Origin of the sequence: Williamsia muralis, from assembly GCF_002735905.1 — a bacterium.
Lineage (GTDB): Bacteria > Actinomycetota > Actinomycetes > Mycobacteriales > Mycobacteriaceae > Williamsia > Williamsia muralis_A.
Map to the genome: position 1 here is coordinate 766,547 of NZ_PEBD01000010.1, position 22,978 is coordinate 789,524.

A 22,978-nucleotide genomic window follows, 5' to 3' on the forward strand; every position below is an offset into this window, starting at 1 on the left:
GCCCGGGTTCCTCGGTTCAGCTCGGTCGGGCATGGGCGATCACCTCGATGGGAACCCCGTTCATCCGTGCCATCCCCGCGAGCCGCTCGAGATCGGCCGGGTCGCTGGAGATCAGCTGATTGACGTTGGCACCCCCGCTGCCCGAATCGGCCCGGGCGGCGTCGTTTGCGCGTGTCCAGCCGCCGGAACCGTTGTGACCCCAGCCATGCGGGATGGCGACGACGCCGGGTGAGATGTCCGCCGTGACGGTGATCGGCAGGACTATCTCGCCGTGCGCCGACCGCACCGACACGATGTCGCCGTCGGCAACCCCGCGGGCATCGGCGTCGTCAGGATGCATACGCGCCGTGTGGCTTCGCCCGCCGCGCAGGAGCATCGGCGAATTGTGCTGCCAGGTGTTCTCCGAGCGGACCTCACGCATCCCGATCAGAAGCAGTGGCAGGTCGGCGGGCTCGTCGAGGTCGAGGTGCCCGCACTCCTCGATGAGCTCCGGTGCATCCAATTTCACCCTGCGACCACGATGGGTGACCACGGTGCGCAACCGGCCGGGACGGAGGTGCTCGGCGACCACGACGCCACTGGGCTCTGCCCGCAGCCGCGCGAAACTCAATCCACGCCGACGAATGCCGAAGCGATCGCCACCCTGACCCATCCTGATGAGGCCGTCGATCACCCTCTCCGGATTGACCGGACGCCCCAGCCTTCGAGAGACTCTGTCCACGAACGCCATTGCCCGCATCTTGGTCGACAGGTCCGCAAGGCCGCAGGCGAGTTCGTTGAACACCTGCCACTCGGGGCGGCTCTCACCCATGGGCGCGATGACCGGGTCCGTGGCCTGTTTGAAGGGTGTGGTGTACAGCGACTGGAACATCAGTACGTGATCGGGACGTTCGTACATCGTCGGAGCCGGGAGGATGAAGTCGGCGTGGGCGTTGGTCTCATTGCGGTAGAGGTCAAAGGACACGCAGAGATCCGTTTGCCCGAGCGCCTCGGCGAGTTCGGCGCCATTGGGTACCGACAGCACGGGATTGCCCGCGCAGAGGAACAACGCCCGCAGCTGTCCGGGCCCTGGTGTGGTGATTTCCTTGGCCATCACTGACGCCGGTGCCTGCCCGGCCACCTGAGGGAAGCCGCCGATGCGGCTGGTACGTGCACCCCAGCCGAATCCGCCCGACCGCTGCATGGCACGCGCCATCGCGCGCTCGGCTGGAAAGCCCATCGTGCCGAACATCGAGCCGCCGACCGAGTCGAGATTGCCCGCAAGCAGATTGACGATGTCGAGCAAGGCTGTGGTCAACGTACCGTTCCGGCCCAGACACGTGCCGACACGTCCGTAGACGGCTGCGCGAGACGTGCCGGCCAGATCGCGCGCGAGCTTGCGGGCCGTCGCCGCCGGTACCCCCGTTCGCTCCTCGGTCGACTCGGGTGAACAAGGGGCGCTGAGCTTCTCGATGGCGGCAACGCCCGTCGCCTTCGCGTCGACCTCTCGGAGGTCGACGAGCCCCTCGGCGAACATCACGTTGATGAGCGACAGCATCAGCAGGGCATCGGTGTCCGGGCGGATGGGCATCCAGTCGAACTCGCGGGCGGTCTCGGTGCGCCTCGGGTCGATCACCACCACCCGTCCGCCTCGTCGGCGGATGCCGACCAACTTGTCGCGAACCCGAGGAGTGCTCATCAAGCTGCCGTGGGACACGACCGGGTTTGCCCCGACCACAACAAGCAGTTCCACCCTCTCGATGTCCGGGATGGGTACGGCCAGGGCGTTGCCGTAGAGGAAATGGCTTGCTGCGTAACGGTTGTTGGCGTCCTGGGAATTGGAGCTGTAGATATGTGGACTGCCGAGCGTCTGGAAGAACAGTCCACTCCAGATCATCAGCCCGGTGTTGAAGACCGATGGATTGCCGAGGTAGCCGCCGATCGACTCGCCACCGTGCTCGGTGTACACCGTGCGCAGTCTGGCGATGATCTCCGACATCGCCGAGTCCCACGACACCCGATCGAATCCACCGTCGGGCCGTCGGCGCAACGGATGCAGAACCCGGTCGTCGTCGTTGACGATGTCGCTGAACGCGATGCCTTTCGGGCAGGCATATCCCTCACTGAGTGGATGTGCTGGATCAGGTCTCAAGCGGAGCAGGCGGCCGTCCGAAACGGTGGCGATCATGCCGCACATCGGTTCGCAGATGCGGCAGAACGTTGTCTTGTCCACGGGCGCGGTCACGGCGACAACCAGCTCGGCGTAGGTGCGAGCGTCGACCCTGACAACACCATCAGAGCGATGTTGTACGCCAGGAACGCCACGTTGAGCAGACCCGCGAGGGCGAGCAGTCGCACGACGACGGGCAGAACGCCCGGCAGTACGTCGATTCCAGGGTCGAGAACACTGAAGCGGTGGCCCCCGCGGAAGAACATGAGCATGCCCGGTAGCGCCCACAGGAAGCCGAGCATGATGCCCTCGTACACAGGCCACTGATCTGCCGTGCCCGCGCTGATCGCGAGGTTGTCGGCCACCCGGTTCCACACGAGCAGGCCCTGTGCGATCCCGGCCATCTCGAATGCGGCGTCCAGGACGACGAAGATGAGCCACACGGACAGCACCAGCAGAAGTGGTGAGTGGAGACCGATGCGGTGGAGTCCTCGCAGGATGGCGTAGCTGAGCAGACCGAAGATGGGCAACAGGGCGAAGAACACCAGGGCCTCGAACAGAGGCTGCGAGAGGGTGGGCCCGTCGACGGGGGAGAACGGCAGGTGACTCACCCAGTCGCCCCGATCGCGAAGATGGGCGTTGTAGGTGAAGTTGTGGTCCAGAGCGTTGACGAGGGGTTCCTGCCAGTAGACCGCCGACCACGCGAAGGTCAGCAGCAGCGGCCACGTGAGTCCCTTTGCGCGCCAGGAGGAAGAGACCAAAGCCGCAATCCAGACAACAGTCAGGACGATCAGGATCGCTTCCGCGCGATCGACGTTCGTCATCACCGAGGCCGGCACCGGGTCGTTGCCTTCTGGCTGTTCTTTCGGATCGGCGAGAAGCCAGGCGACATAGCCGTAGACCTGGATCGCGACGAAGAACAGTCCGATGGCGGCGAGGATCAGCGCCGTCTTCGACGGTCGCAGTGGACCTTCCGTGCGGTCTGGATGCGTCGGCACCGTGTCTGGCGTGACCGGGGGTCCGGACATGAGTGCTCTTCCGTCCTGCAGTCGGCCACCTCTCGTGGTGGTCGCGTGGATGGGCTGTCGATGGTGGCCGGGGCGTGGTGGTGTCATAGTGCAAACAGTGAGACCTACGTCACATTTCCCGGTGTCATTCAGTCACAGGGCCATCCGAGGTGTCAACACTCCCGGGCTCCTGGCGATTGGCGACTACCGTCGTCTCGGTACGAAGGAGTAGCGTCTGTAAACGAATCTCTTTAGTCGCTAGGAGTCCTCAGTGTCCATTGACCACCCTTCGCCCACGCGCACCGCAGCGTCCGAGGTGCGGGCCGCGCGCCGCAGTCGGATGACACGTGAGAGCGTGATCTCCGAGGCGCAGGCACTCGTCGACGAGCTGGGTACCGAGGCCCTGACGATGACGGCACTGGCCTCCCGATTGCAGGTGCGGGTGTCCTCGCTCTACAACCACGTCCACAGCCTCGAAGAACTGCGCAGCGAACTACAACTCCACGCGATGCGTGAACTCGGTGACCTCGCGCGCAGGGCGGCCATGGGGCGTACCGGGGTGGATGGTCTGCGTGTTCTGGCCAGGGTGTTCGTCGACTATGGCGAGCGCTGGCCCCATCGATGCCGATCGCTGTTGCGAGTTCCCGTCGACCTGCCTGCATTTCGTGCCGCCAGCGCGGAGGCCGGCGAGGCCCTCGCGGTGATGATCCGCACCGCCGGTGTGCCCGAAGGCCGGGTGCTGCAGACGCAGCTCGCGCTGTTCGCTGCGATCAACGGGTTCGTCTCACTGCAGCTGTCCGGGTTCTTCGATGTCGTGGGCAACGCCGACGACGTGTTCGAACAGATCCTCCAGGGTGCAGTCACCGCTGCGGTCCTGGGCAGCTGAACCCGGCCCGGGCCGCCGACGGGTGGCCAGGGCCGGCCCGCGGTGATGTGACAAATCTGGCTGTTGCGGTCCGTGCCTGCTCACGCCCTGATATCGCCGAAGACCAGCGCTGATTCGATTGACAACGTAGTGTCGCGGTTGTACGAATGGCATTCGACAGAAACGAATACCTTTCGTTTTCGCAACCGACTCGACGAGGACATCATGCGGCGCTTGAGTGGAACCGACTCGCTGTTCCTGGCGGCCGAGACACCGTCGTGGCATCAACACGTCGGCGGTCTCACGATCTTGGAACCGGGGGAGTCCGGACTCGGATACGACGACGTCGTTCGGCTCACGCGCGAGCGGATGGAGTACGCCCCCAAGTTCCGCTGGAAGCTCAAGCAGGCCCCGTTCGGGCTCGATCGCCCGGTGTGGGTGGATGATCCGGATTTCGACGTCCGACATCACGTGCACCGCATCGGTGTTCCCTCACCCGGCGGCGCCCGTGAGGTCGGCGAGGTGGCCGGTCTGCTTCTCGGTGCCCAACTCGACCGCAACCGCCCGCTGTGGGAGGTCTGGCTGATCGAAGGCCTCGCCGGTGGGCGGGTGGCACTGCTCATGAAGTACCACCACTGTCTGCTCGACGGTGTCGCCGGCGCCGGTCTCGCCACCGCCATGCTCGATGTCGAACCAGACGCGACAGCTCCGATGGTGCCGAAGCCGTCGCGCGAGGAATCCTCCGCCGGCGATCAGGGTGTGCTCGACGTCGTCGGCGGTCTGGCGAACAGATGGGTCAAAGGCCCCGCGACCTATGCGCGTTATGGATTCGACGTTCTCTCCAAGGCTGCCGCCGTACTGGATGGGGCACGCAGCGGGGGATCATTGGCCTCGGCCATCCCGAGAGGCCCCAGCACTCCGTTCAATGCGTCGATCGGAGTCCGCAGGCAGCTGGCGTTCGCAGGTATCGCGTTCGACGACATCCGTCGAATCAAGGAGGCGCACGGGGTCAAGATCAACGACGTGGTGCTGGCCTTGTGCGGCACCGCGCTGCGTACCTATCTGCTCGCGCACGACGCCCTGCCGGACCGCTCGCTGGTGACAGGCGTGCCGGTGTCGACCCGCGCCGAAGGCGACGACACGCAGGACAACCAGATCACGACCGTGTTCGTGGAGTTGGCCACCCATCTCGATGACCCGATTCAGCGACTCAAGACGGTCAGCGAAACAGCAGCGGGCGCCAAGGAGATGTCGAAAGCGATGAGCGCCAAGCAGATCCAGTCGCTGGGTGAAGTAGCCGCCCCGCTGATCCTCGGTACCGCAATCCGGGCGATCTATTCGACCGAGCTGATCTCAAGGATGCCGCTGCGGATCAACACCCTCATCTCGAATGTCCCCGGTCCGCCGCTCCAGCTGTACATGGGCGGCGCCAAGGTCACCGGTATCTACCCCAGTTCGGTGATCCTGGAGGGGATGGGCCTGAACTTCACGGTGCTGTCGAACATGGAGCGGATGGATTTCGGTCTGCACGTCGACCCGAACCTGGTTCCCGATCCGTGGGAGATCATCGATGCGCTCGATGAGGCGCTTGCCGAGTTGCTGGCGGCCAGCGGTCTCGAAGGTCCTACTGCGGTTGATGATCCGTTTGCTGCCGACGAGCAGCCGGGCGGACGGGGCGGCGAGACGCAACGGCCACGGCCCACGGCGGGCCGGCGGACAAAGAGCGGGGTGAAGTAGTCCGATGGAGCGCATGACCGGACCGGACGCGTTGATGCTCAACATGGAGACCTCGACGACTCCGATGCACACCCTGAAGGTCGCGATTCTGGACGCGTCGAACCGTGGCACACCGGTGACCCTTGCCGAACTGCGCGCGCTGGTACCCCGCTATCTCGGCCACTTCCCCCGGGCGACCCAGCGGATCGAAGCGCTGCGCGGCCATCGCGGGCGTCCTTTCTGGGTGCCCGACATGAGCTTTCGGATCGCCCACCACATCGATGAGCACACCCTTCCAGCCCCTGGCGATCAGTCGCAACTCGATGAACTGCTGGCCGCGCTCGCCACGAAAGGGCTCTCACGCGATCGGCCGCTCTGGGCCATGACGCTGGTACACGGGCTGCGAGACGATCGTCAGGCGGTGGTCATCCGGGTGCATCACGCGGTGGTGGACGGTCTGGCGGCACTGAACTGTTTCCGCACGGTGACCAGCGACAGCCCGGGAGCGGCTGCGGCTGAACCGAATCCCTGGTCGGTCGACGACGCCACACCTCCCGAACGCGCCGAGATGCGTGCGATGGCCCGGCGAGAATCGGTTCGCCTGATGCGCGACCTACCGCATGTGGTGGCAGATGTGTATCGCACCGGGGTGGCGGCCCGACGTTTCGAACAGCGCCGAGCCGTGCCCCACTTCATGGGCGCCGACCGCACGAGCTTCAACACTCCGAGTTCACATCGGCGGCGCTGTGCCAGTGCGTCGATTCCGCTTGCTGACGTGCGGCGGGTGGCGGTTGCCACGGGCACAACCGTCAACGGCGCGTTTCACGGGATCGTGGCAGGCGCGATCCGAGCGGAGCGTCTGGCCCGCCGAGAGCGCACCGATCGCCCCGCCGTCGGGATGTTCGGGGTGTGCCGCGACCTCTCTTCGCCCCGCCGCCAGGGCAACGAGCTGGCGACGGCGACGGTCTACCTCCACACCGAGATCGTCGACCCTGTCGAGCGGGTGCGCGCGACCGCATCGAGTTGCGCTGCGGCCGTGTCCCTTCGCAGGCAGCTGGGTTTCGACCTCACCGAGCATCTCGCGACCTACACCGGTCGCCTGGGACCCTGGGCGCGTCCGATCGCAGCGCCCATCGCACCTCTGGTGATGAACCACATCACCACGGCGAACATGCCAGGACCCAAAGAACATCGATGGATCGGCGACGTGAAAGTGGAGCAATGGACGTCCTTTGCACTGGCGATAGCCCCGGCAGATGTCAACCTGACCGCGTACAGCTACGCAGGGCAACTGTCGATGGGCCTGATCACCACACCCGAGTCCATGGCTGACCCGGCGGCATTCCTCGGCCGGGTCCAGTCGTCTCTCGACGAATTGACCTCGGCACTGCGCACGGCTGAGAGGCTGGATCGATGACGGCCACACCCGGGCCGGATCGTGGCCGCTGGCAGAACAGATTCGACTCGTCGCTCACACGGATGTCGCTGCTGGCCGAAGTCCTGCCCCGGGCGGTGCTGAGCTCGCGCAGCGCCAGCCACCGCGCCGCGGCCACGGGCATCCCACCGTCGGCGTTCGGCGTCCGCCAGGTGGGTGAAACAGCGCTCGACGAGTTCTTCATCGCCGGCTTCTCGCTGCTGCGCGCCGTGCCCGATGAAGACGACATCCGAGCGAACGTGGACAGGTGTGCGCTGGTGGGCAGCAGGCTCAGGGCGCTGCCGATGCACGAGGCGAACCCGGATCCCCCCGAGCTCCGGATCCAGCGGTCGATCCGCCGGAAATTGGGGCCGGTGGCGTACGAGCGGCTGGACTACGCGAGTCCGGACCCCCACCCGTTGTTGCTCTCGGGCGACAAGACCAAGACGGCGGCAACCGTGCGGGTCCTGGAACACCGCGAGCGGGGGCACCCGTGGCTGCTCTGGATCCATGGCGCCGGTCAGGGCCGGATCGACGACCTGATGTCGTTGCGCGCAGCGTTCCTGCACGAGGAACTCGGCTACAACGTCGTGTTCCCGGTCCTGCCCGGGCACGGATTGCGACGCAGCAAAGGCGTGACCTTCCCCGGCTTCGATCCGATGGCCAACGTCGCGCTCACCGCTCGTGGGATCGCGGAGGTCCGTGCCCTGGTCCGGTGGATGCATGCGCAGGATCCGACCCCCATCACCGTCGGTGGCATCTCGCTGGGTGGTCCGGTCGCCGCAATCGTGGCCGGCCTCGAACCGCAGGTGCAATCGGTGATCGCAGTGGTTCCGATGTTGGACCTGCACGCAACCATGGCCCATCATCTGCTCCGCGGCGGTGACCGGGGTCGTGCGATCGCAGACCTGTTGCGGTCGGATCCGGTGCAGGACGTGACGAGCGTGGTGGATCCCCTCAGGGTGGTACCTCATGCGCAGGCGGACCGCCGTCTGGTGGTGGCCGCCCTGAACGACAGGGTGACCTCGGTTGCCGCCGCGGAACGTCTGCACGCCCATTGGTCGGGGCCGGTGCACTGGTACCCGGGTGGACACATCGGCGGGGTGATGTCGTCGGCCGTGCGTGCGGCGATCACCGACTTCGCCTCGGCGCAGACCTAGAACGGCCCGCGCCTGAGGCGCCCTGTGCCGAGTGGTCGGCCGGAGCAGGTTGGTGACCCACGTGGCGGTCGGGGTACCGTTGCCAGCTGTGCCTGATCAGTCCCCGGTTGAAGCCACTCGTCGACGATTGACGGGCAAACGTGCCGACACGGTGTTGAAACTGGGTGCGGCCACCGTCGAGGTACTCGGCGAAGTGGGCTACTCGGAGCTGACGGTGCCTCTCGTCGCGGCCAAGGCGGGCCTGGCCCGCGCGACCGCCTACATCTATTTCTCCTCGAAGGAACACCTCGTCGCAGAGGTGTACTGGCGTCGGTTGACCACGGCCACACCTCCGGCCAACGACTCTCCCGAGATGATCGAGCGCGTCGTGAGTGTGCTGCGGTACCTGGCCCTCAACGTCGCCGACGAGCCCGAGTTCGCTGCGGCGGTGACGCAGGCATTGCTCAGCAATGACTCTGACGTCGAACAGCTCCGCTTCCAGATCAGCCGCGAGATCCATCGGCTCCTGGTGGCAGCCGTGGGGTCGGAGGGAAGCTCAAGAGACGTGGGACTGCTGGAGTTGGTCTACACCGGTGCGATGGTTCGCGCGGGGATGGGTCACCTGTCCTACGGCGAGGTCGCGGACCAGCTCGAGGCTGCCGCGCGCCAGATTCTGGCCTGAACGCTCGCGCCTTCAATAGGCAAGTCGTCTAATAGCTTTCGCCAGTTCCCGACGCTGAATGCGCGCTGGGTCCGGTACCTCTCGACCGCTGTCGAGAACTCCACTCAATCACACAACTGGACACCCGTCTATACGGTTGACGATACGAATGTCTGTGCGTAATGTCTGACTGGCTTCGAACAAAGTGATCTGCATCACCAGCCGCCCCATCTCCCGCTCCTCGCGAGCCCACTGAGAAACCAGTCCTCCGTCGTGGATGGCCGGGCGATGGCGTCTGGCGCTCGATCGCCCCATCCATGGATCGTGAAGGGTATGAAATATGAAGTCACGCAGGACAAGTCGCAGCCGCGGCCAAGTCATCTTCGGCGTCGGTGCCTCGGTGTTGTTGACAGTTCTCGGCGTCAGCGCGTGCAGCGACGGTTCCGACAGTGACTCTCCGGATTCGTCACTGCCCACAACGTCTCTGCCGGCGGACGCGGCCACTGGCGCCCCGATCAAGGTGGGCTTCATCAACAGCGAAGGCGGCTCGTTCGCCTCTTTCCCGGCCAACCGCGAAACCGCTCAGGCCGCAGCCGAATACATCAACGCCAACGCGGGCGGGGTGGACGGACGGCCCATCGAACTCGTCATCTGCAAGCAGCAGGAAGAACCGGCTTCGGCGACGAACTGCGCCAACCAGATGGTCGAGCAAGGTGTTGTCGCAGTGGTGGTTCCCGGTGGAGCCCAAGGGCCGGCGATGTTGCCGATCCTCTCCGGCGCAGGTATCCCGTACGTCGGCCCGGTCGGCGTCACCCCCGTCGAGCTGACCTCGCCGGACTCCTTCATGTTCACCGCCGGACTGCCCGGCGTGCTGGCCGGCATGGCTCAATACTCGGCGCAGAACGGCATCAAGAAGCTGGCCCTCATGTCGGGTGACGGCGGAGGCACCCCCGCGGCGATCTCGGCGATCGGCAACCCGATCTTCCAGGCGGCAGGTATCGAACTCAAGGTCGTACCCATTCCGACCGCCGTGCCGGACCCCACGCCGCAGCTCACCGCAGGACTGTCCGACAACCCCGATGCCGTCGCCATCGTCGGTGACGCCAACATGTGCATATCGGTGCTGAAGACCATGCAGACCGTCGCCCCGGGCAAAGACCGACTGGTCGTGCCCACGTGCGTCGCCCCTGATGTGGTGAAAGCCGTTGGCGGACCGGTCATGGAAGGTATCAAGGACTTCACCACCGTCGACATCTACTCAGACGATCCTGACTCGGTGCTCTACCGCTCCGTGATGGCGCAGTACGCGCCGGAGACCGACATCGGCGGCTATGGCTACACCGGATACCAAGGTGTTCTCGGCCTGTACCGGGTGATCGAGAACCTGACCGGCGACATCTCGCCCGCAACGGTGACCGGAGCGCTCAAGGCAGCCAAGGACATCCCGCTCCCCATCGGGGCCGGACTGAAGTTCACCTGCAACGGCACCGCGATCCCGCAGCTGCCGTCGATCTGCAGCAAGACGTTGCTCGTCGGTCCGGTCGACAGCGAGGGCAAGCCCACGAACCTGACGAGCGTCGGCTAGATCCAGCGCGAGAAGACCCACCTGAATCATCGAAAGAAGTTGGAACAGTAGATGACCGAGCACTTTGCCTATCTTTTTCTCGGCCTGGGCAACGGAGCGGTCTACGCCGCCCTCGGACTCGCGTTGGTGATGACCTTCAAGAGTTCGGGGGTGGTGAACTTCGCGACGGGAGCTGTCGCGCTGTACACCACGTACACGTATGGGTTACTGCGTGAGGGAGAACTCCTCATCCCGGTACCCGGCTTCCCGTCGACGATCGAATTGGGTGGCGAACTCGATCTCGTTCCCGCCGTCGCGATCTCCCTGGTGATCGCGGCGGCGCTGGGAGCGCTGCTCTATCTGGTGGTGTTCCGACCGATGCGGTCGGCGCCGGTGGTCGCCAAAGCTGTTGCGTCGATCGGTCTCATGCTGGCCATCCAGGCGCTCCTCGCGCTCCGGGTCGGCACCACAGCGGTGCCGGTGGCACCGATCTTCGAACCGGGAGTTCTCTCCATCGGGGAGAGTCAGGTGCCCACAGACCGCATCTGGCTCGCCGTGGTGATCGTGGCCCTGGCGACAGTGGTCGCGCTGGTGTACCACTTCACGCGGTTCGGCGTGGCCACCGAAGCCGCCGCCGAATCGGAGAAAGGTGCATTCGTCACCGGGCTTTCGCCCGATCGCATCGCAGTGAGCAACTGGGCTCTGTCATCGGTGATCGCCGGACTCGGCGGTATCCTCATCGCCCCGATCGTGCCCCTGAGCCCGATCGCGTACACGATGTTCATCGTGCCCGCGCTGGCTGCGGCGCTGGTGGGCAACTTCTCGTCCATGGCTTTGGCCGTCGCGGCCGGGCTGGGCATCGGCATACTGCAGGCAGAGGGAACGCACCTGCAAAGTCTCTACAGCTGGATTCCGAAATCTGGTGTATCCGAGGCGATCCCGCTGCTCTTGATTTTGGTGTTCCTGGTGGTCAAAGGTCGGCCGTTGCCCAGTCGCGGCGGTATCGTGCACCAGAACCTCGGTCGGGCTCCCCGTCCGAGACGGATCTGGACGCCGGCAGTTGTCGCCACCATCATTGCCGTCATCGCCCTGTCGGCGACGTCGGGCAGTTACCGCGGGGCGATCATCGCCACGTTCATCTTCGCCATCCTCGGACTCTCGCAGGTGGTGGTGACCGGGTTCGCCGGACAGGTATCGCTCGCCCAGCTGACCCTCGCGGGTGTCGGTGCCTTCGGGTTGAGTGTGGTGAACACCGAACTGGGGATACCATTCCCGTTCGCGCCGATCCTGGCCGCACTGATGGCCACGGTCATCGGGGTGGTTGTCGGGCTGCCCGCCCTCCGGATCCGGGGGCTCCCGTTCATGGTGGTCACGCTTGCGCTCGCGGTGTTCTTGGAAACCTTCTGGTTCCGCAATCCGTCGTTCAACGGCGGACTCGAGGGCTCGAACTTCGACGCACCGAGCATCTTCGGGATCGATCTGGGTATCGGCGCCGGGGAGAACTACCCGAGGGTCTCGTTCGGGATCCTGTGCCTGATCATCGTGGTGATCGCTGCGGTCGGCGTCGGTCTGCTGCGGCGCAGTCGGCTCGGCTCGGCCATGCTCGCCGTCCGCGCCAACGAGAGGTCCGCGGCCGCCGCGGGTATCAACGTGTCGCGAACCAAATTGGCCGCGTTCGCAATCGGCTCGTTCCTCGCCGGGCTCAGCGGCACACTGCTCGCATACCAACAAACTCTCGCAACCGCTGATCCGTTCAGTGTGTTCGCCGGCATCGCGATCTTCGCCATCATCTACACCGCCGGGATCACGTCCGTGTCGGGCGCCCTGCTCGCAGGTGTCCTCGCTCCCGGTGCGTTGCTGTACATCGTGCTCGACCGGGCCTTCGACTTCGGTGACTACTACGCGCTGGCCAGTGGGGTGCTCCTCATCTTGACGGTGATGATCAACCCGGACGGCATCGCCGGACGCATCACCTCTCTGGTGCAACGGTTCTCGCGGTCCGAGACACCTCGAGCCCCGGCAGGGGAGACCGATGCCTCGACGACGCCGACATCCGGTCGGCTCGACGCCGGTACACCGGTGATCGATCGTGACCGGACGCTGCTGAACGTCGACTCCGTATCGGTGCAGTACGGCGCAGTCACCGCTGTGAGTGAGGTGTCGTTCGAGGTGTTCGACGGCGAGATCGTCGGGCTGATCGGGCCGAACGGTGCCGGGAAGACCACTCTGATCGACGCCATCAGTGGATTCGCGTCGGCGTCGGGACACATCACTCTCGACGGAACCGACGTGACCGACCTGGCTCCGCACCGACGCAGCCGACGTGGATTGGGTCGCACGTTCCAGGATGTCGAGCTGTACGACGACCTTTCCGTGCGGGAGAACGTGACCGTCGGCGCGCGTGGCGGTAAGGCTTCCACGAGCGACGAGAGCGTCGACGATGTTCTCGGCTTGCTCGATCTGCATTCGGTCGCCGATGTCACCGTTGCCTCACTGTCACAAGGACAACGGCAATTGGTGTCGATGGCGCGGGTGCTCGCGGGCAACCCCTCGGTGGCACTTCTCGACGAGCCCGCCGCCGGCCTCGACAGCAACGAGAGCCGGTGGCTCGGTGAACGGCTACGCGCCGTCCGCAACAACGGCATGACGATGCTCCTCGTCGACCACGACATGGAACTCGTTCTGTCCGTGTGCGATCGGATCATCGTTCTCGATCTCGGCAAGGTCATCGCCAGTGGGACCCCCGACGCCATCCGGGCCGATGAGCATGTCATCCGCGCCTATCTGGGTGTGCCTGCGGGTGGTCGGGACACCGCCGAGGCCACATCGGCGGCTGGGCTCACGGAACAGAAGGTCATCTCATGAGCGTGCTGGAATGCAAGGGCCTGGAGGCCGGGTACTTCAAGCGCAGCCCGTGTGTGCGCAACGTCCACCTGAACATCGGCGCGGGCGAGGTGGTGTCGCTGCTGGGGCCGAATGGTGCAGGCAAGACCACGTTGTTGCTCACCTTGGCCGGGTTGCTGCCGAGTTTCGGCGGAGACGTCTCGGTGGGTGGGCAGACCCTTCGTCGCGGAAGTCCGCGCGCAGCAGTGGGATCGGGCCTCGTGCTGGTGCCCGACGACCGCGCGCTCTTCCGCGGGCTGAGCGTGCGCAAGAACCTCCAGCTCGCTACCCGCGGACGTGACCGTGGCAAGCAGGCCCTGAACGAGGTGCTCGAGTACTTCCCGGCGCTCGGTGCTCGCCTCAAAGTCGACGCCGGCCAGCTGTCCGGAGGTGAGCAGCAGATGCTGGCCATCGGCCGCGCACTCATCCAGCGGCCGAAGGTACTGCTCATCGACGAGCTGAGCATGGGGCTCGCACCCGTTGTGGTGGAATCGATCCTGCCGATCATCCGGGCGGTCGCGGACCGGGGCGACACAGCGGTGGTGCTCGTGGAACAGCACGTCCACCTCGCCCTCGGGATCGCGGACCGAGCCGTGATCATGGTGCATGGTGAAGTGGTCCTCGACCAGCCGGCGTCGGTTCTGTCGGACGATCCGTCGTTGGTCGAGCGGGCGTACATGGGTGCGCGCAAAGAGGACTCGGAGAGTGTTGCCGGGTAGCCGCTGACCGTGCCGATAACGCCGTCGACCGGGCCCAAACTCGCGTCGACCGGGCCCAAACTCGCGTCGATCGGGCCGATAACGCCGTTGACCGGGCCCAAATTCGCGTCGACCGTGCCGATAACGCCGTCGACCGGGCCCATGATGCAGTGTGGACCTCACACCGCAAGCGTAATTTGGTGCAGCACTAGTACCAACGGTCGATTCAGCTCGTTCTGAGGCACGGTCGGTGCCGAGAAAGGCACGGTCAACGGCCGTTTCGGCACGGTCGGTGCCGAGAAGGGCACGGTCAACGGCTATTTCGGCCCGGTCGACGGCGTTTTCGGCACGGTCAGCGGCGTTCTCGGCCCGGTCGACGGCGATTTCGGCACGGTCGGCGGGTCAGTTCCTCAGTGCGGGGAGTACCTTCTCGCCGATGAGATGCACGCTGTCCCAGGATGGTTGCTCAGGCATCCCGCCACACAGCGGGTGACTCGTCACCAGGCGCACTTCGCGACTACGGCATTTCTCCACCAGGTCGTCCGGGGTGCAGACCAGATAGCCCGTGCCGCTGCGAAGTTCGTCCACGGTGGTGGAGCTGTCTCGAACATGCGAGGCGTGATCGCCGTGCCATGCCTCGTACGCCTTGGCGTCGGCGAGGAGGTACGAGCCGTAGTGGTGCCAGAACCGGTCGGGATCTTCGGAGCAGAACACCGTCGACGGCCCTGGCGGCGGCATCATCACGAAACCCGGTTCGCGGCCGTGCGCACGGCATTCCGACTCGTACAGGTCACGTAACGCGGGGTCGGCGACCTGGGGTTGGAAGCCGAGGTCGAGTCGGGCGGCGCGCAGAGCAGCAGCTCTGGAGCCGCCGCCGTAGAACAACAGCGGATGGGGCGTGGACAACGGCGCCGGAGTCACCTGCGCTGTCCGTCCTTCGAACTCGAACGGTTCTCCAGTCCACGCGGCCCGAAGAACGCCGATGAGTCGTTCGATATCGGCGCCCCGACTGACCCACGGCCGACCGAGTTGGGCGTACTCGTGGGGCAGGTACCCGAGACCGAGCGTGTACGACACCCGGCCCCCGCTGAGGTGGTCGAGGACGGCGATGTCCTCGGCCAGCCGCAGCGGGTCGTACAGATTCGCGACAAGCGCCGACACCGTGATCGAGATCCGAGTCGTTCGCGCAGCGAATGCGGACGCCACCAGCATCGGACTCGGGAGGTAGCCGTCGGGCGAACCGTGGTGCTCCGACAACATCAGGGCGTCCTGGCCGTGGGTGTCGAGGTACGCCGCCTGCTCCACCGACCGCGCGAACAGGTCGCTGCGAGCGGCGGGGGTGGCGCCTGGAGCGCGGAAGTCGAATCGGGTCGCGAAGAATGTCACAGGACGACTCTCAGTCCGCTGCCCGCGTCGCCTTCTTGTGCTTCTTGATGACCTCGCCGAACATCATGTTGAGCCGGGTACCTTGCGGCCAGCCGATGTAATAGCAGAGGAACAACGCTATTTCGAGTAGCTGATCAGCATCGAGTTCGCCGTTCCCGAGCGCGGCGCCGGCCTGGATCTCGGCGACATCGGTCTGCCCGGTTGCGGCCAGCGCACCCAGCAGTAGCAGTCGCCGATCTCGTACCGTGAGCCCCTCACGGGTCCACACCTCGGCGAACAGCTGATCGGCCGTGTGTGCGAAGAAATCGCCCGGGCCGTCCTGCATTTCCCAGCCGTACACCTTGGACATCATGTCCAGGCCCCGTTGACGTCGCTCTGACGTGCCCTCAGTAGTCATTGTTTTGCCTTTCCCACACCCAAGCCGTCAGCGAAACGATCCAAAGAGATATGTCCGAGCGGCAGATCGACCCCGAGTTCGGCGCCGAGCTGCAAGGCGAGTGCGAGGTCCTTCTCACCGAGATCCCGTACGTGCGTGAAGATCCCGTACCAGAAGTCGTCGGGGTCGATGGGCGCCGTGGTGTCCCGCAGCATGATCGCACCCGGCCCACCCGTAATCGCATCGGTGTGCCGGACCACCTTGCCGAGCTTGGCGATGTCGATGCCCGCCGCCTCCGCCAGACGCGCCGCCTCGGTGGTCGCGGTGAAAGCGATGAAGTGAAGCAGATTGCGGGCCAACTTCATCCGGGTACCGGCACCCACCGGTCCGGCGTGCACCATCATGTCCGAGACCGATGAGTACGGCTCTTTCAACTGAAGATAAGCCGACCGCTCACCGCCGACCATGATGGCGAGCTTGCCCTGTTGCGCCCCTGGGGCGCCCCCGGAGACCGGTGCATCCACCAGCTCCACGCGGGACTTCGCGCACACCGCGGCGAGATCGATCGCGGTCTGCGGACCGATCGTGGAGTGGATCGCGATGACCGTGCCGGGCGCCGCGGTCTGCAGGATGCCGTCGGGACCGGAGACGACCGTCTTGACCTGCTCGTCGTTGAGGACGGTGATGCCGATGACCCCTGCGGTCTTCGCGACCTCGGCGGGCGAATCCGCCAGCGTGGCGCCGGCTTCGATCAGCTTGTCGGCCGCCTCGGGCCGGGTGTCGCAGACAACCAGGCCGCCTGGCCAGGCGAGTAGGCGCTCGGCCATGGGGGCACCCATGTTGCCCAGGCCGATGAAGCCGACTGCTTTCTGATCTGTCATGACCGGATGATCTGTCCGCCATCGACATTGAAGATCTGACCGGTGATCCAGCCGGCTCCGTCCGACAGCAGGAACAGGAGCATGCCGACCAGATCGTCGGGTGTGCCCATCCGGGACAGCGGAAGTTTGCTGACCATGTCCTTGACCATGCTGCCCGGCGTTGTCGACTTCGTCGCCTCGGTGTCGATGGGCCCCGGTGCGATCGCGTTGACGCGGATGCCGGAACCGCCGAGTTCGGTGGCGAGCTGTTGGGTCAGACCGTTCACTCCCACCTTGGCCAAGCCGTAGAAGCCGCTGTACAGCCATGCCGCCGTGGAGGACTGGTTGACGATCGCGCTACCGGGCTTCATGTGACCGTAGACGGCACGGGTCACGTTGAGGGCGCCATCGAGGTTCACGCTCATGAACTTCTTGTAGTAATCCCAGGGGACGGTGATGAGGAAGTCGAGCTTCATCCCGCCGTAGATCGCGGCGTTGTTCACGAGATAGTCGATCTGCCCGTAGGCATCGAGGGTGGCGGTGGCCAGGGCCTGCGCCGACTCGGGATCGGAGACGTCGGTGTTGACGTAGAGCCCACCGAGGTCGGTGGCGACCTGCTTGCCTGCCTCGTCGTTGAGGTCGGCGACCACGACGTTGGCGCCCTCGGCGGCCAGACGGCGTGCATAGATCTCGCCGATACCACCGGCGGCGCCGGTGACGATGGCGGTTTTGCCTTCAAATCGGTTGTTGCTCATACATGCTCCTTATGCTGGTGCCGCGATGGCTTTGAGTTCCAGGTATTCTTCGAAGCCGGCGACGCCCATCTCGCGTCCGATGCCGGATTGCTTGTAGCCGCCGAACGGCACGTCGGCGCCGTACCAGATACCGCCGTTGATGCTCATCGTCCCGGTGCGTACACCGTCGACAACGTGCTGGATGCGCTCGGGGTCGGTGCCCCATACAGCACCGGACAGGCCGTAGGGGGAATCGTTGGCGATGTTGATCGCGTCGTCGTCGCCGTCGTGGGGGATGATCACGAGCACGGGACCGAAGATCTCTTCTTGCGCAACACGTGCGGAGTTCTCCACCCCCGAGATCAGAGTGGGCTCGATGTAGTAGCCCTTCTCTTTGTCCGCGGGCCTACCGCCACCGATCTCGATGGTGCCGCCCTCGTCGCGCGCCAGTTTCAAATAGCCCTCGACGCGGTCTCGCTGCGTCGCGGAGATGACCGGACCACAGATGGTCCCGGCATCGGAGGGGTCACCGGCAGGTAGTCCCGCCATCGAATCACGGGTCAGCGCAATGGCTTCGTCGTACTTCTCGCGGGGAACCAGCAGTCGGGTGGTCAACGCGCAGCCCTGGCCCGCATGGGTGACCACGGAGAAGCCGGCCATCGAGCAGGCCGATGCGAGGTCGGCATCGTCGAGCACGATGAACGCCGACTTGCCGCCGAGTTCGAGGAAGACGCGCTTGAGGCTGTCGGCAGCTGCCGCCATCACCTTCTTGCCGGTCGCGGTGGAGCCGGTGAACGAGACGATGTCGACGCGGGGATCGCTCGAAAGTACCGCTCCCACAGAATGATCGCTCGAGGTGACGATGTTGATCACACCGGCCGGGATGTCGGTTTCCTCGGCGATGACCTTGCCGACCAGTGCCGCGCACCAAGGGGTGTCGGGCGCGGGCTTGAGGACCACCGTGCAACCGGCGGCCAGCGCGGGGCCGATCTTCGCGAAGTTGATCTGGTGCGGGAAATTCCACGGTGTGATGGCGCCGACCACACCGGCGGCCTCACGCTGCACGCGCCGCTGGGTCTTGATACCCATCGGTTTGGCCCGACCGAGATCGCTTTCCCATTCGTAGCTCTCGGCGAGGTCGGCCAACCAGCCCAGATCATTGATCGGGCCCTCGAGCTGCGGGCCTGAGGTCAGAAAGTGAGGGGCACCCACCTCGGCGATGGTGATCTCGCGGAGCTCTTCGATGTGGCCCTGCAAGGCGTCGCGGAGTTGGCGCAGGCACTTCGCGCGGAAGGCGTGGTCGTGGCGCCAGGTGGTGGTGTCGAATGCCGTGCGCGCGGCGGCGATGGCGGACTCCATGTCGGCGACGGTGCCGTCGGCGGCCTGCCCGATCACCTCCTCGGTGGCCGGGTTGATGATGTCGAAAGTGCCACCGGAACCGGGTACGAGCTTCCCGTCGATGAGCAGCTCAGAGCTGGTTTCTGGCTTCAGCGCCATTGCTGGTCGCCTCCTTCTGGACACGTGTCTGGACTCGAGTATGAACCTAGTGTAATGTCAGCGTCCATGTCCAGTCCGGTTTCTTTCGAATCCACTCGCCGGCGGCTCACGACCGCTCAGGCGGAGACCGTCAACCGGTTGACCGCCGCGGCGGTGGAGGTGTTGCGGGAAGTCGGATACGACGCCTTGACTGTGCGATCGGTGGCCAAGCGCGCAGGCGTCGCACCGGCCACCGCCTACACGTACTTCAGTTCCAAGGGGCATGTGGTGGCCGAGCTCTTCTGGCGCCGGCTGGCCGAGGGGATCACCGACCCCGACCCCTCGTTGCCCAGAACCGAACGGGTTGTCACCCAATTACGTTCGGTGGCGTTGGCTGTCGAGGACGACACCCATCTGGCCCGTGCGGTGACCGCCTCGCTCCTGGGCTCGGATCCGGATGTCGAGCACCTCCGGTTGCGGATCGGCGTACTGATCCGGCAACGACTGGCCACCGCCCTCGGCGGTGACCCCGAGGCCCCTGAGAACGAGGCGCTGCTCGAGGCGCTCGAAATGCTGTACTCCGGCGCGCTCGTGCGTGCCGGCATGGGATACGAAACCTATTCCGCCATCGCCGACCGGCTCGACGCGGCGGCACGACTACTGCTGGAGAACCGATGACCACAGGTATGCAGACCCGGGTCCCGTTCGACCCCTACGACTACAACTTCCACGAAGACCCCTATCCCACGTATGCCCGCCTGCGCGCCGAGGCGCCGGTGTACCACAACGCGGACATGGACTTCTGGGCGTTCGCCAAGCACGAGGACGTACGCAACGGGTTCCGCGACGCGGTCCGGTTGTCCAACAGCTGGGGTGTGTCGATGGACCCGGCCGCTTACGGTCCCGATGCGCACAAGTCGATGTCGTTCCTTGCCCTGGACGACCCGAAGCACATGCGTATCCGCAAACTGGTCTCCAAGGGCTTCACGCCCAAGCGGGTCGCGGAGCTGGGTGACCGGATCGCCGAACTGACCCAACAACACTGGAGTCGCTGCCTGGAGATGGGGGAGTTCGACTACGTCACCGAGTTCGCCGGGCTGTTGCCGATGGATGTGGTGTCGGAGTTGCTCGACGTGCCAGTGGCCGACCGCGCCCATCTGCGTACCCAGTCCGACCTGCTGATCCACCGCGAAGAGGGCGTCTTCGATGTTCCCGAGGCCGCGGTGCTCGCCTACTTCGAGCTGACCCGCTACTACACCGAGCTGCTCGTCGAGCGCCGCAAGAAGCCGGGTACCGACCTGGTGTCCGCACTTCTCGAAGCCGAGGTCCTCGACGACGAGACGGGTGAGAAGACCAGGCTCACCGAGGACGAGATCATCGGGTTCATGGTCCTGATGATCGTCGCAGGCAACGAGACGACCACCAAACTGCTTGCGAATGCGGTGTATTGGGGATGGCGGTTCCCCGATCAGCTGGCGATACCGATGGCCGACCCCGAGGCCGTGCCCCAGTGGACCGAAGAGACCCTGCGGTACGACAACTCCACCCAGATCGTCGTCCGTCGGGTCATGGAGGACGTCGAGTACGGCGGCTACACCATCCCCGCCGGTCAGCGTGTGCTCTTGCTCCTGGGCTCGGCGAACCGCGACGAGGACGTGTTCGAGAATCCCGACAACTACGACATCACCAGGGACAGCTCGCAGGCCCTGACCAGCTTCGGCCTCGGCACCCACTTCTGCCTCGGAGCACACCTCGCGCGGCTGGAAGCCAATGTCGCACTGGGACAGATCGTCAAGTCGATCGACCAGATCGACATCGACATCGAGAACGCCGCCCGGGTGCACTCGGTCAACGTCCGCGGGTTCGCAGCCCTGCCCATGAAAGTGAAGGTGCGCTGATGCCACGGTTCCCCGGACACCCAGAACGCAGGCCGGTGGTCGTCGCCGGTGCCTCGTCCGGCATCGGCGCAGCGACGGCCGTCATGCTCGGTGCGGCCGGCTATCCGGTGGCACTGGGCGCCCGGCGGGTGCAGAAGTCACAGGAGTTCGCCGACCAGATCAACGAAGCGGGTGGCGAGGCGATCGCCCTTCCGCTCGACATCACCGATGCCGACTCGATCGACGAGTTCGTCACCAAGGCCGAAGCCCAGCTCGGTTCCATCGAGGTGGCCGTGTCCGGTGCCGGTGACCTGGAACCGGGACGCTCGTTCGAGGTGTCCACCGACGACTTCGCCGCGCAGGTGAACATCCACCTGTTCGGCGCACAACGTCTGTACCGCAGGCTGATTCCCGAGATGATCGGTCGCCGACGTGGTGATTTCGTGTTCATCAGCTCCGATGTGGTGGTGTCGCCGCGTCCGCAGATGGGCGCCTACGTGGCCGCGAAGTGCGGTGTCGAAGGACTCGCCGAGGTCGCCAGGATGGAGCTCGAGGGCACCGGTGTGCGCGCCAGCCTCGTCCGTCCCGGCCAGGTGATGACCGGCATGGGGATGAACTTCTCGCCCGAGGTCGCCGAATCGGTACTCAACGACTGGATTCCGTGGGGCCTGGCCCGGCACGGCAACTTCCTCAAGCCCGTCCATCTGGCCACGGCGGTCACAACCATCGTTTCAATGCCTCGGGGTGCACACATGCGCCTGGTCGAGGTCGAGGCCGAAGCCCCGGTCGCTCGTACTGAAGGAGACAGCAAATGACACTGACCAAGCCCAAGCGTGTATCCGGTGGCGACGGTGAGCACGGCCACCTCGACGAGTTGTCCACCGATCCCATCGGCCTGTTCAAGAGAGTCCGCGAAGAATGCGGCGACGTCGGGATCTTCCAGCTCGCCGACCGCGAGGTCGCGCTGGTCTCGGGCGCGGCGGCCAACGAGGCCTTCTTCCGTGCATCGGAAGAGGACCTGGACCAGGCGGCGGCATACCCGTTCATGACGCCCATCTTCGGTGAGGGTGTGGTGTTCGACGCGAGCCCCGAGCGGCGTTCGGAGATGCTCCACAACCAGGCGCTCAAGGGCGCTCACATGAAGAACCATGCCGTGACCATCCCGCTCGAGGTCGAGCGCATGATCGCCGATTGGGGTGATTCGGGTGAGATCGATCTGCTCGAATTCTTCGCCGAGTTGACCATCTACACGTCGTCGACCTGCCTGGTGGGCAAGAAGTTCCGCGAACAGCTCGACGGCCGGTTCGCGCACCTCTACCACGATCTGGAAAAGGGCACCGACCCGATCGCGTACGTGGACGCCCATGCCGACATCGAGAGTTTCCGCAAGCGTGATGCCGCCCGCGAGGGACTGGTCGCCCTGGTCCAAGAGATCATGGACACCCGCATCGCCGAGCCGGACGAGAGCGACGACAAGGACCTGCTCGACGTCCTGGTCTCGATCCGCGACGAGGAGGGCAACCTCCGTTTCACCGCGGACACCATCACCGGGATCTTCATCTCGATGATGTTCGCCGGACACCACACCACATCCGGCACCGCCGCCTGGACGCTGATCGAACTGCTGCGCCACCCCGACTACATGAAGCAGGTCACCGACGAGCTCGACGAGATCTACTCCGGTGGTGCCGAATACAGCTTCGGTGCGATGCGTCAGATCCCCAAGCTGGAGTCGGCGCTCAAAGAAGCCTTGCGGTTGCACCCTCCGCTGATCGTGTTGATGCGCGTGGTTCAGAACGAGTTCATCGTCGAGGACTTCGAGATCACCGCCGGCCAGACCATCGCCGCGTCGCCTGCCATCTCCAACCGGTTGCCGGAAGACTTCCCGAACCCGGACAGCTTCGACCCGGACCGCTACCTCGAGCCCCGTCAGGAAGATCTCGCCAACCGGTGGACGTGGATCCCCTTCGGTGCGGGCAGGCACCGTTGCGTCGGCGCGCAGTTCGCCATCATGCAGCTCAAGGCGATCTTCTCCGTGCTGCTGCAGAACTATGAGTTCGAGATGAGCCAGCCGTCCGAGTCGTACAAGAACGATCACTCGAAAATGGTTGTGCAGCTGGCCCAGCCGTGCAAGGTGAAGTACCGCAAGCGCGCTCGCTGAAGACAGGAACAG

The 22,978-nt window shown here is 65.2% G+C and carries 19 protein-coding genes; 12 read left to right on the forward strand and 7 right to left on the reverse strand.

All coding sequences use genetic code 11. The features are described from left to right. Positions 1-16: 16 nt before the first annotated feature. Together CSW57_RS17225 and CSW57_RS17230 are read right to left on the reverse strand one after the other, a co-directional pair. Positions 17-2,224 (reverse strand): molybdopterin-containing oxidoreductase family protein, encoded by a 2,208-nt coding sequence (locus tag CSW57_RS17225; RefSeq protein WP_223249324.1) that lies wholly within the window; start codon positions 2,222-2,224, stop codon positions 17-19. Then, the gene (locus CSW57_RS17230; RefSeq protein ID WP_189339301.1) at positions 2,221-3,177 is read right to left on the reverse strand and encodes a spirocyclase AveC family protein; all 957 of its coding nucleotides are present in this window, start codon (positions 3,175-3,177) and stop codon (positions 2,221-2,223) included. The genes CSW57_RS17225 and CSW57_RS17230 overlap by 4 nt, the downstream gene beginning before the upstream one ends. Before the next feature lie 250 nt (positions 3,178-3,427). Here CSW57_RS17230 and CSW57_RS17235 point away from each other — a divergent pair, with 250 nt between their 5' ends. The 8 genes from CSW57_RS17235 to CSW57_RS17270 all read left to right on the forward strand — a co-directional run bounded on the left by CSW57_RS17235 (position 3,428) and on the right by CSW57_RS17270 (position 14,117). Beyond that, the gene (locus CSW57_RS17235) at positions 3,428-4,042 is read left to right on the forward strand and encodes a TetR/AcrR family transcriptional regulator (RefSeq protein WP_143696559.1); all 615 of its coding nucleotides are present in this window, start codon (positions 3,428-3,430) and stop codon (positions 4,040-4,042) included. A gap of 213 nt (positions 4,043-4,255) precedes the next feature. After that, positions 4,256-5,758 carry a WS/DGAT/MGAT family O-acyltransferase gene (locus CSW57_RS17240; protein WP_189339302.1) on the forward strand — a complete coding sequence of 501 codons (1,503 nt, stop codon included), beginning with the start codon at positions 4,256-4,258 and terminating at the stop codon, positions 5,756-5,758. 13 nt (positions 5,759-5,771) lie between these two features. Further along, complete coding sequence (locus CSW57_RS17245; RefSeq protein WP_189339303.1) at positions 5,772-7,154, forward strand: wax ester/triacylglycerol synthase domain-containing protein; 1,383 nt, start codon at positions 5,772-5,774, stop codon at positions 7,152-7,154. After that, positions 7,151-8,311, forward strand: coding sequence for an alpha/beta hydrolase (locus CSW57_RS17250; protein WP_099383881.1), 1,161 nt, complete (start codon positions 7,151-7,153; stop codon positions 8,309-8,311). The genes CSW57_RS17245 and CSW57_RS17250 overlap by 4 nt, the downstream gene beginning before the upstream one ends. Before the next feature lie 88 nt (positions 8,312-8,399). After that, positions 8,400-8,972 (forward strand): TetR/AcrR family transcriptional regulator, encoded by a 573-nt coding sequence (locus tag CSW57_RS17255; protein WP_038252633.1) that lies wholly within the window; start codon positions 8,400-8,402, stop codon positions 8,970-8,972. Positions 8,973-9,291: 319 nt separating this feature from the next. After that, positions 9,292-10,536 (forward strand): ABC transporter substrate-binding protein, encoded by a 1,245-nt coding sequence (locus CSW57_RS17260; RefSeq protein WP_099383882.1) that lies wholly within the window; start codon positions 9,292-9,294, stop codon positions 10,534-10,536. 51 nt (positions 10,537-10,587) lie between these two features. Further along, positions 10,588-13,380: a branched-chain amino acid ABC transporter permease/ATP-binding protein gene (locus CSW57_RS17265; protein ID WP_099383883.1), complete on the forward strand. Its 2,793-nt coding sequence runs from the start codon at positions 10,588-10,590 to the stop codon at positions 13,378-13,380. Further along, entirely contained in the window at positions 13,377-14,117 is a 741-nt protein-coding gene (locus CSW57_RS17270; protein ID WP_099383884.1) for an ABC transporter ATP-binding protein, read from the forward strand. Before CSW57_RS17265 ends, CSW57_RS17270 begins: the two co-directional genes overlap by 4 nt. Positions 14,118-14,498: 381 nt before the next feature. Here the strand turns inward: CSW57_RS17270 and CSW57_RS17275 are convergent, their stop codons facing one another. Genes CSW57_RS17275 through CSW57_RS17295 form a run of 5 tightly spaced genes read right to left on the reverse strand, consistent with a single transcriptional unit; the run spans position 14,499 to position 18,949 of the window. After that, positions 14,499-15,482 carry an LLM class flavin-dependent oxidoreductase gene (locus CSW57_RS17275; RefSeq protein WP_099383885.1) on the reverse strand — a complete coding sequence of 328 codons (984 nt, stop codon included), beginning with the start codon at positions 15,480-15,482 and terminating at the stop codon, positions 14,499-14,501. Positions 15,483-15,492: 10 nt separating this feature from the next. After that, a complete protein-coding gene (locus CSW57_RS17280; RefSeq protein ID WP_099383886.1) occupies positions 15,493-15,879 on the reverse strand; it encodes a carboxymuconolactone decarboxylase family protein in 387 nt (128 codons plus the stop codon). Next, positions 15,876-16,739 (reverse strand): NAD(P)-dependent oxidoreductase, encoded by an 864-nt coding sequence (locus tag CSW57_RS17285; protein WP_099383887.1) that lies wholly within the window; start codon positions 16,737-16,739, stop codon positions 15,876-15,878. Before CSW57_RS17285 ends, CSW57_RS17280 begins: the two co-directional genes overlap by 4 nt. Then, positions 16,736-17,473 carry an SDR family oxidoreductase gene (locus CSW57_RS17290; RefSeq protein ID WP_099383888.1) on the reverse strand — a complete coding sequence of 246 codons (738 nt, stop codon included), beginning with the start codon at positions 17,471-17,473 and terminating at the stop codon, positions 16,736-16,738. The genes CSW57_RS17285 and CSW57_RS17290 overlap by 4 nt, the downstream gene beginning before the upstream one ends. A 9-nt stretch (positions 17,474-17,482) precedes the next feature. After that, the gene (locus CSW57_RS17295) at positions 17,483-18,949 is read right to left on the reverse strand and encodes an aldehyde dehydrogenase (protein ID WP_099383889.1); all 1,467 of its coding nucleotides are present in this window, start codon (positions 18,947-18,949) and stop codon (positions 17,483-17,485) included. A gap of 66 nt (positions 18,950-19,015) precedes the next feature. On the opposite strand from CSW57_RS17295, the gene CSW57_RS17300 reads away from it, so the two are divergent. Genes CSW57_RS17300 through CSW57_RS17315 form a run of 4 tightly spaced genes read left to right on the forward strand, consistent with a single transcriptional unit; the run spans position 19,016 to position 22,966 of the window. Next, complete coding sequence (locus CSW57_RS17300; RefSeq protein ID WP_099384565.1) at positions 19,016-19,606, forward strand: TetR/AcrR family transcriptional regulator; 591 nt, start codon at positions 19,016-19,018, stop codon at positions 19,604-19,606. After that, entirely contained in the window at positions 19,603-20,826 is a 1,224-nt protein-coding gene (locus CSW57_RS17305; RefSeq protein WP_099383890.1) for a cytochrome P450, read from the forward strand. Before CSW57_RS17300 ends, CSW57_RS17305 begins: the two co-directional genes overlap by 4 nt. Further along, positions 20,826-21,620, forward strand: coding sequence for an SDR family oxidoreductase (locus tag CSW57_RS17310; protein ID WP_099383891.1), 795 nt, complete (start codon positions 20,826-20,828; stop codon positions 21,618-21,620). The genes CSW57_RS17305 and CSW57_RS17310 overlap by 1 nt, the downstream gene beginning before the upstream one ends. Beyond that, positions 21,617-22,966 carry a cytochrome P450 gene (locus tag CSW57_RS17315; protein WP_099383892.1) on the forward strand — a complete coding sequence of 450 codons (1,350 nt, stop codon included), beginning with the start codon at positions 21,617-21,619 and terminating at the stop codon, positions 22,964-22,966. The genes CSW57_RS17310 and CSW57_RS17315 overlap by 4 nt, the downstream gene beginning before the upstream one ends. The last annotated feature ends 12 nt before the right edge of the window (positions 22,967-22,978 follow it).

Coding starts and splice junctions, on each gene's coding strand:
- CSW57_RS17295 (WP_099383889.1), bottom strand. CDS start 18,949: ATGGCGCTGAAGCCAGAAACCAGCTCTGAGCTGCTCATCGACGGGAAG.
- CSW57_RS17315 (WP_099383892.1), top strand. CDS start 21,617: ATGACACTGACCAAGCCCAAGCGTGTATCCGGTGGCGACGGTGAGCAC.
- CSW57_RS17260 (WP_099383882.1), top strand. CDS start 9,292: ATGAAGTCACGCAGGACAAGTCGCAGCCGCGGCCAAGTCATCTTCGGC.
- CSW57_RS17280 (WP_099383886.1), bottom strand. CDS start 15,879: ATGACTACTGAGGGCACGTCAGAGCGACGTCAACGGGGCCTGGACATG.
- CSW57_RS17300 (WP_099384565.1), top strand. CDS start 19,016: ATGTCCAGTCCGGTTTCTTTCGAATCCACTCGCCGGCGGCTCACGACC.
- CSW57_RS17305 (WP_099383890.1), top strand. CDS start 19,603: ATGACCACAGGTATGCAGACCCGGGTCCCGTTCGACCCCTACGACTAC.
- CSW57_RS17270 (WP_099383884.1), top strand. CDS start 13,377: ATGAGCGTGCTGGAATGCAAGGGCCTGGAGGCCGGGTACTTCAAGCGC.
- CSW57_RS17230 (WP_189339301.1), bottom strand. CDS start 3,177: ATGTCCGGACCCCCGGTCACGCCAGACACGGTGCCGACGCATCCAGAC.
- CSW57_RS17290 (WP_099383888.1), bottom strand. CDS start 17,473: ATGAGCAACAACCGATTTGAAGGCAAAACCGCCATCGTCACCGGCGCC.
- CSW57_RS17285 (WP_099383887.1), bottom strand. CDS start 16,739: ATGACAGATCAGAAAGCAGTCGGCTTCATCGGCCTGGGCAACATGGGT.
- CSW57_RS17310 (WP_099383891.1), top strand. CDS start 20,826: ATGCCACGGTTCCCCGGACACCCAGAACGCAGGCCGGTGGTCGTCGCC.
- CSW57_RS17245 (WP_189339303.1), top strand. CDS start 5,772: ATGACCGGACCGGACGCGTTGATGCTCAACATGGAGACCTCGACGACT.
- CSW57_RS17250 (WP_099383881.1), top strand. CDS start 7,151: ATGACGGCCACACCCGGGCCGGATCGTGGCCGCTGGCAGAACAGATTC.
- CSW57_RS17265 (WP_099383883.1), top strand. CDS start 10,588: ATGACCGAGCACTTTGCCTATCTTTTTCTCGGCCTGGGCAACGGAGCG.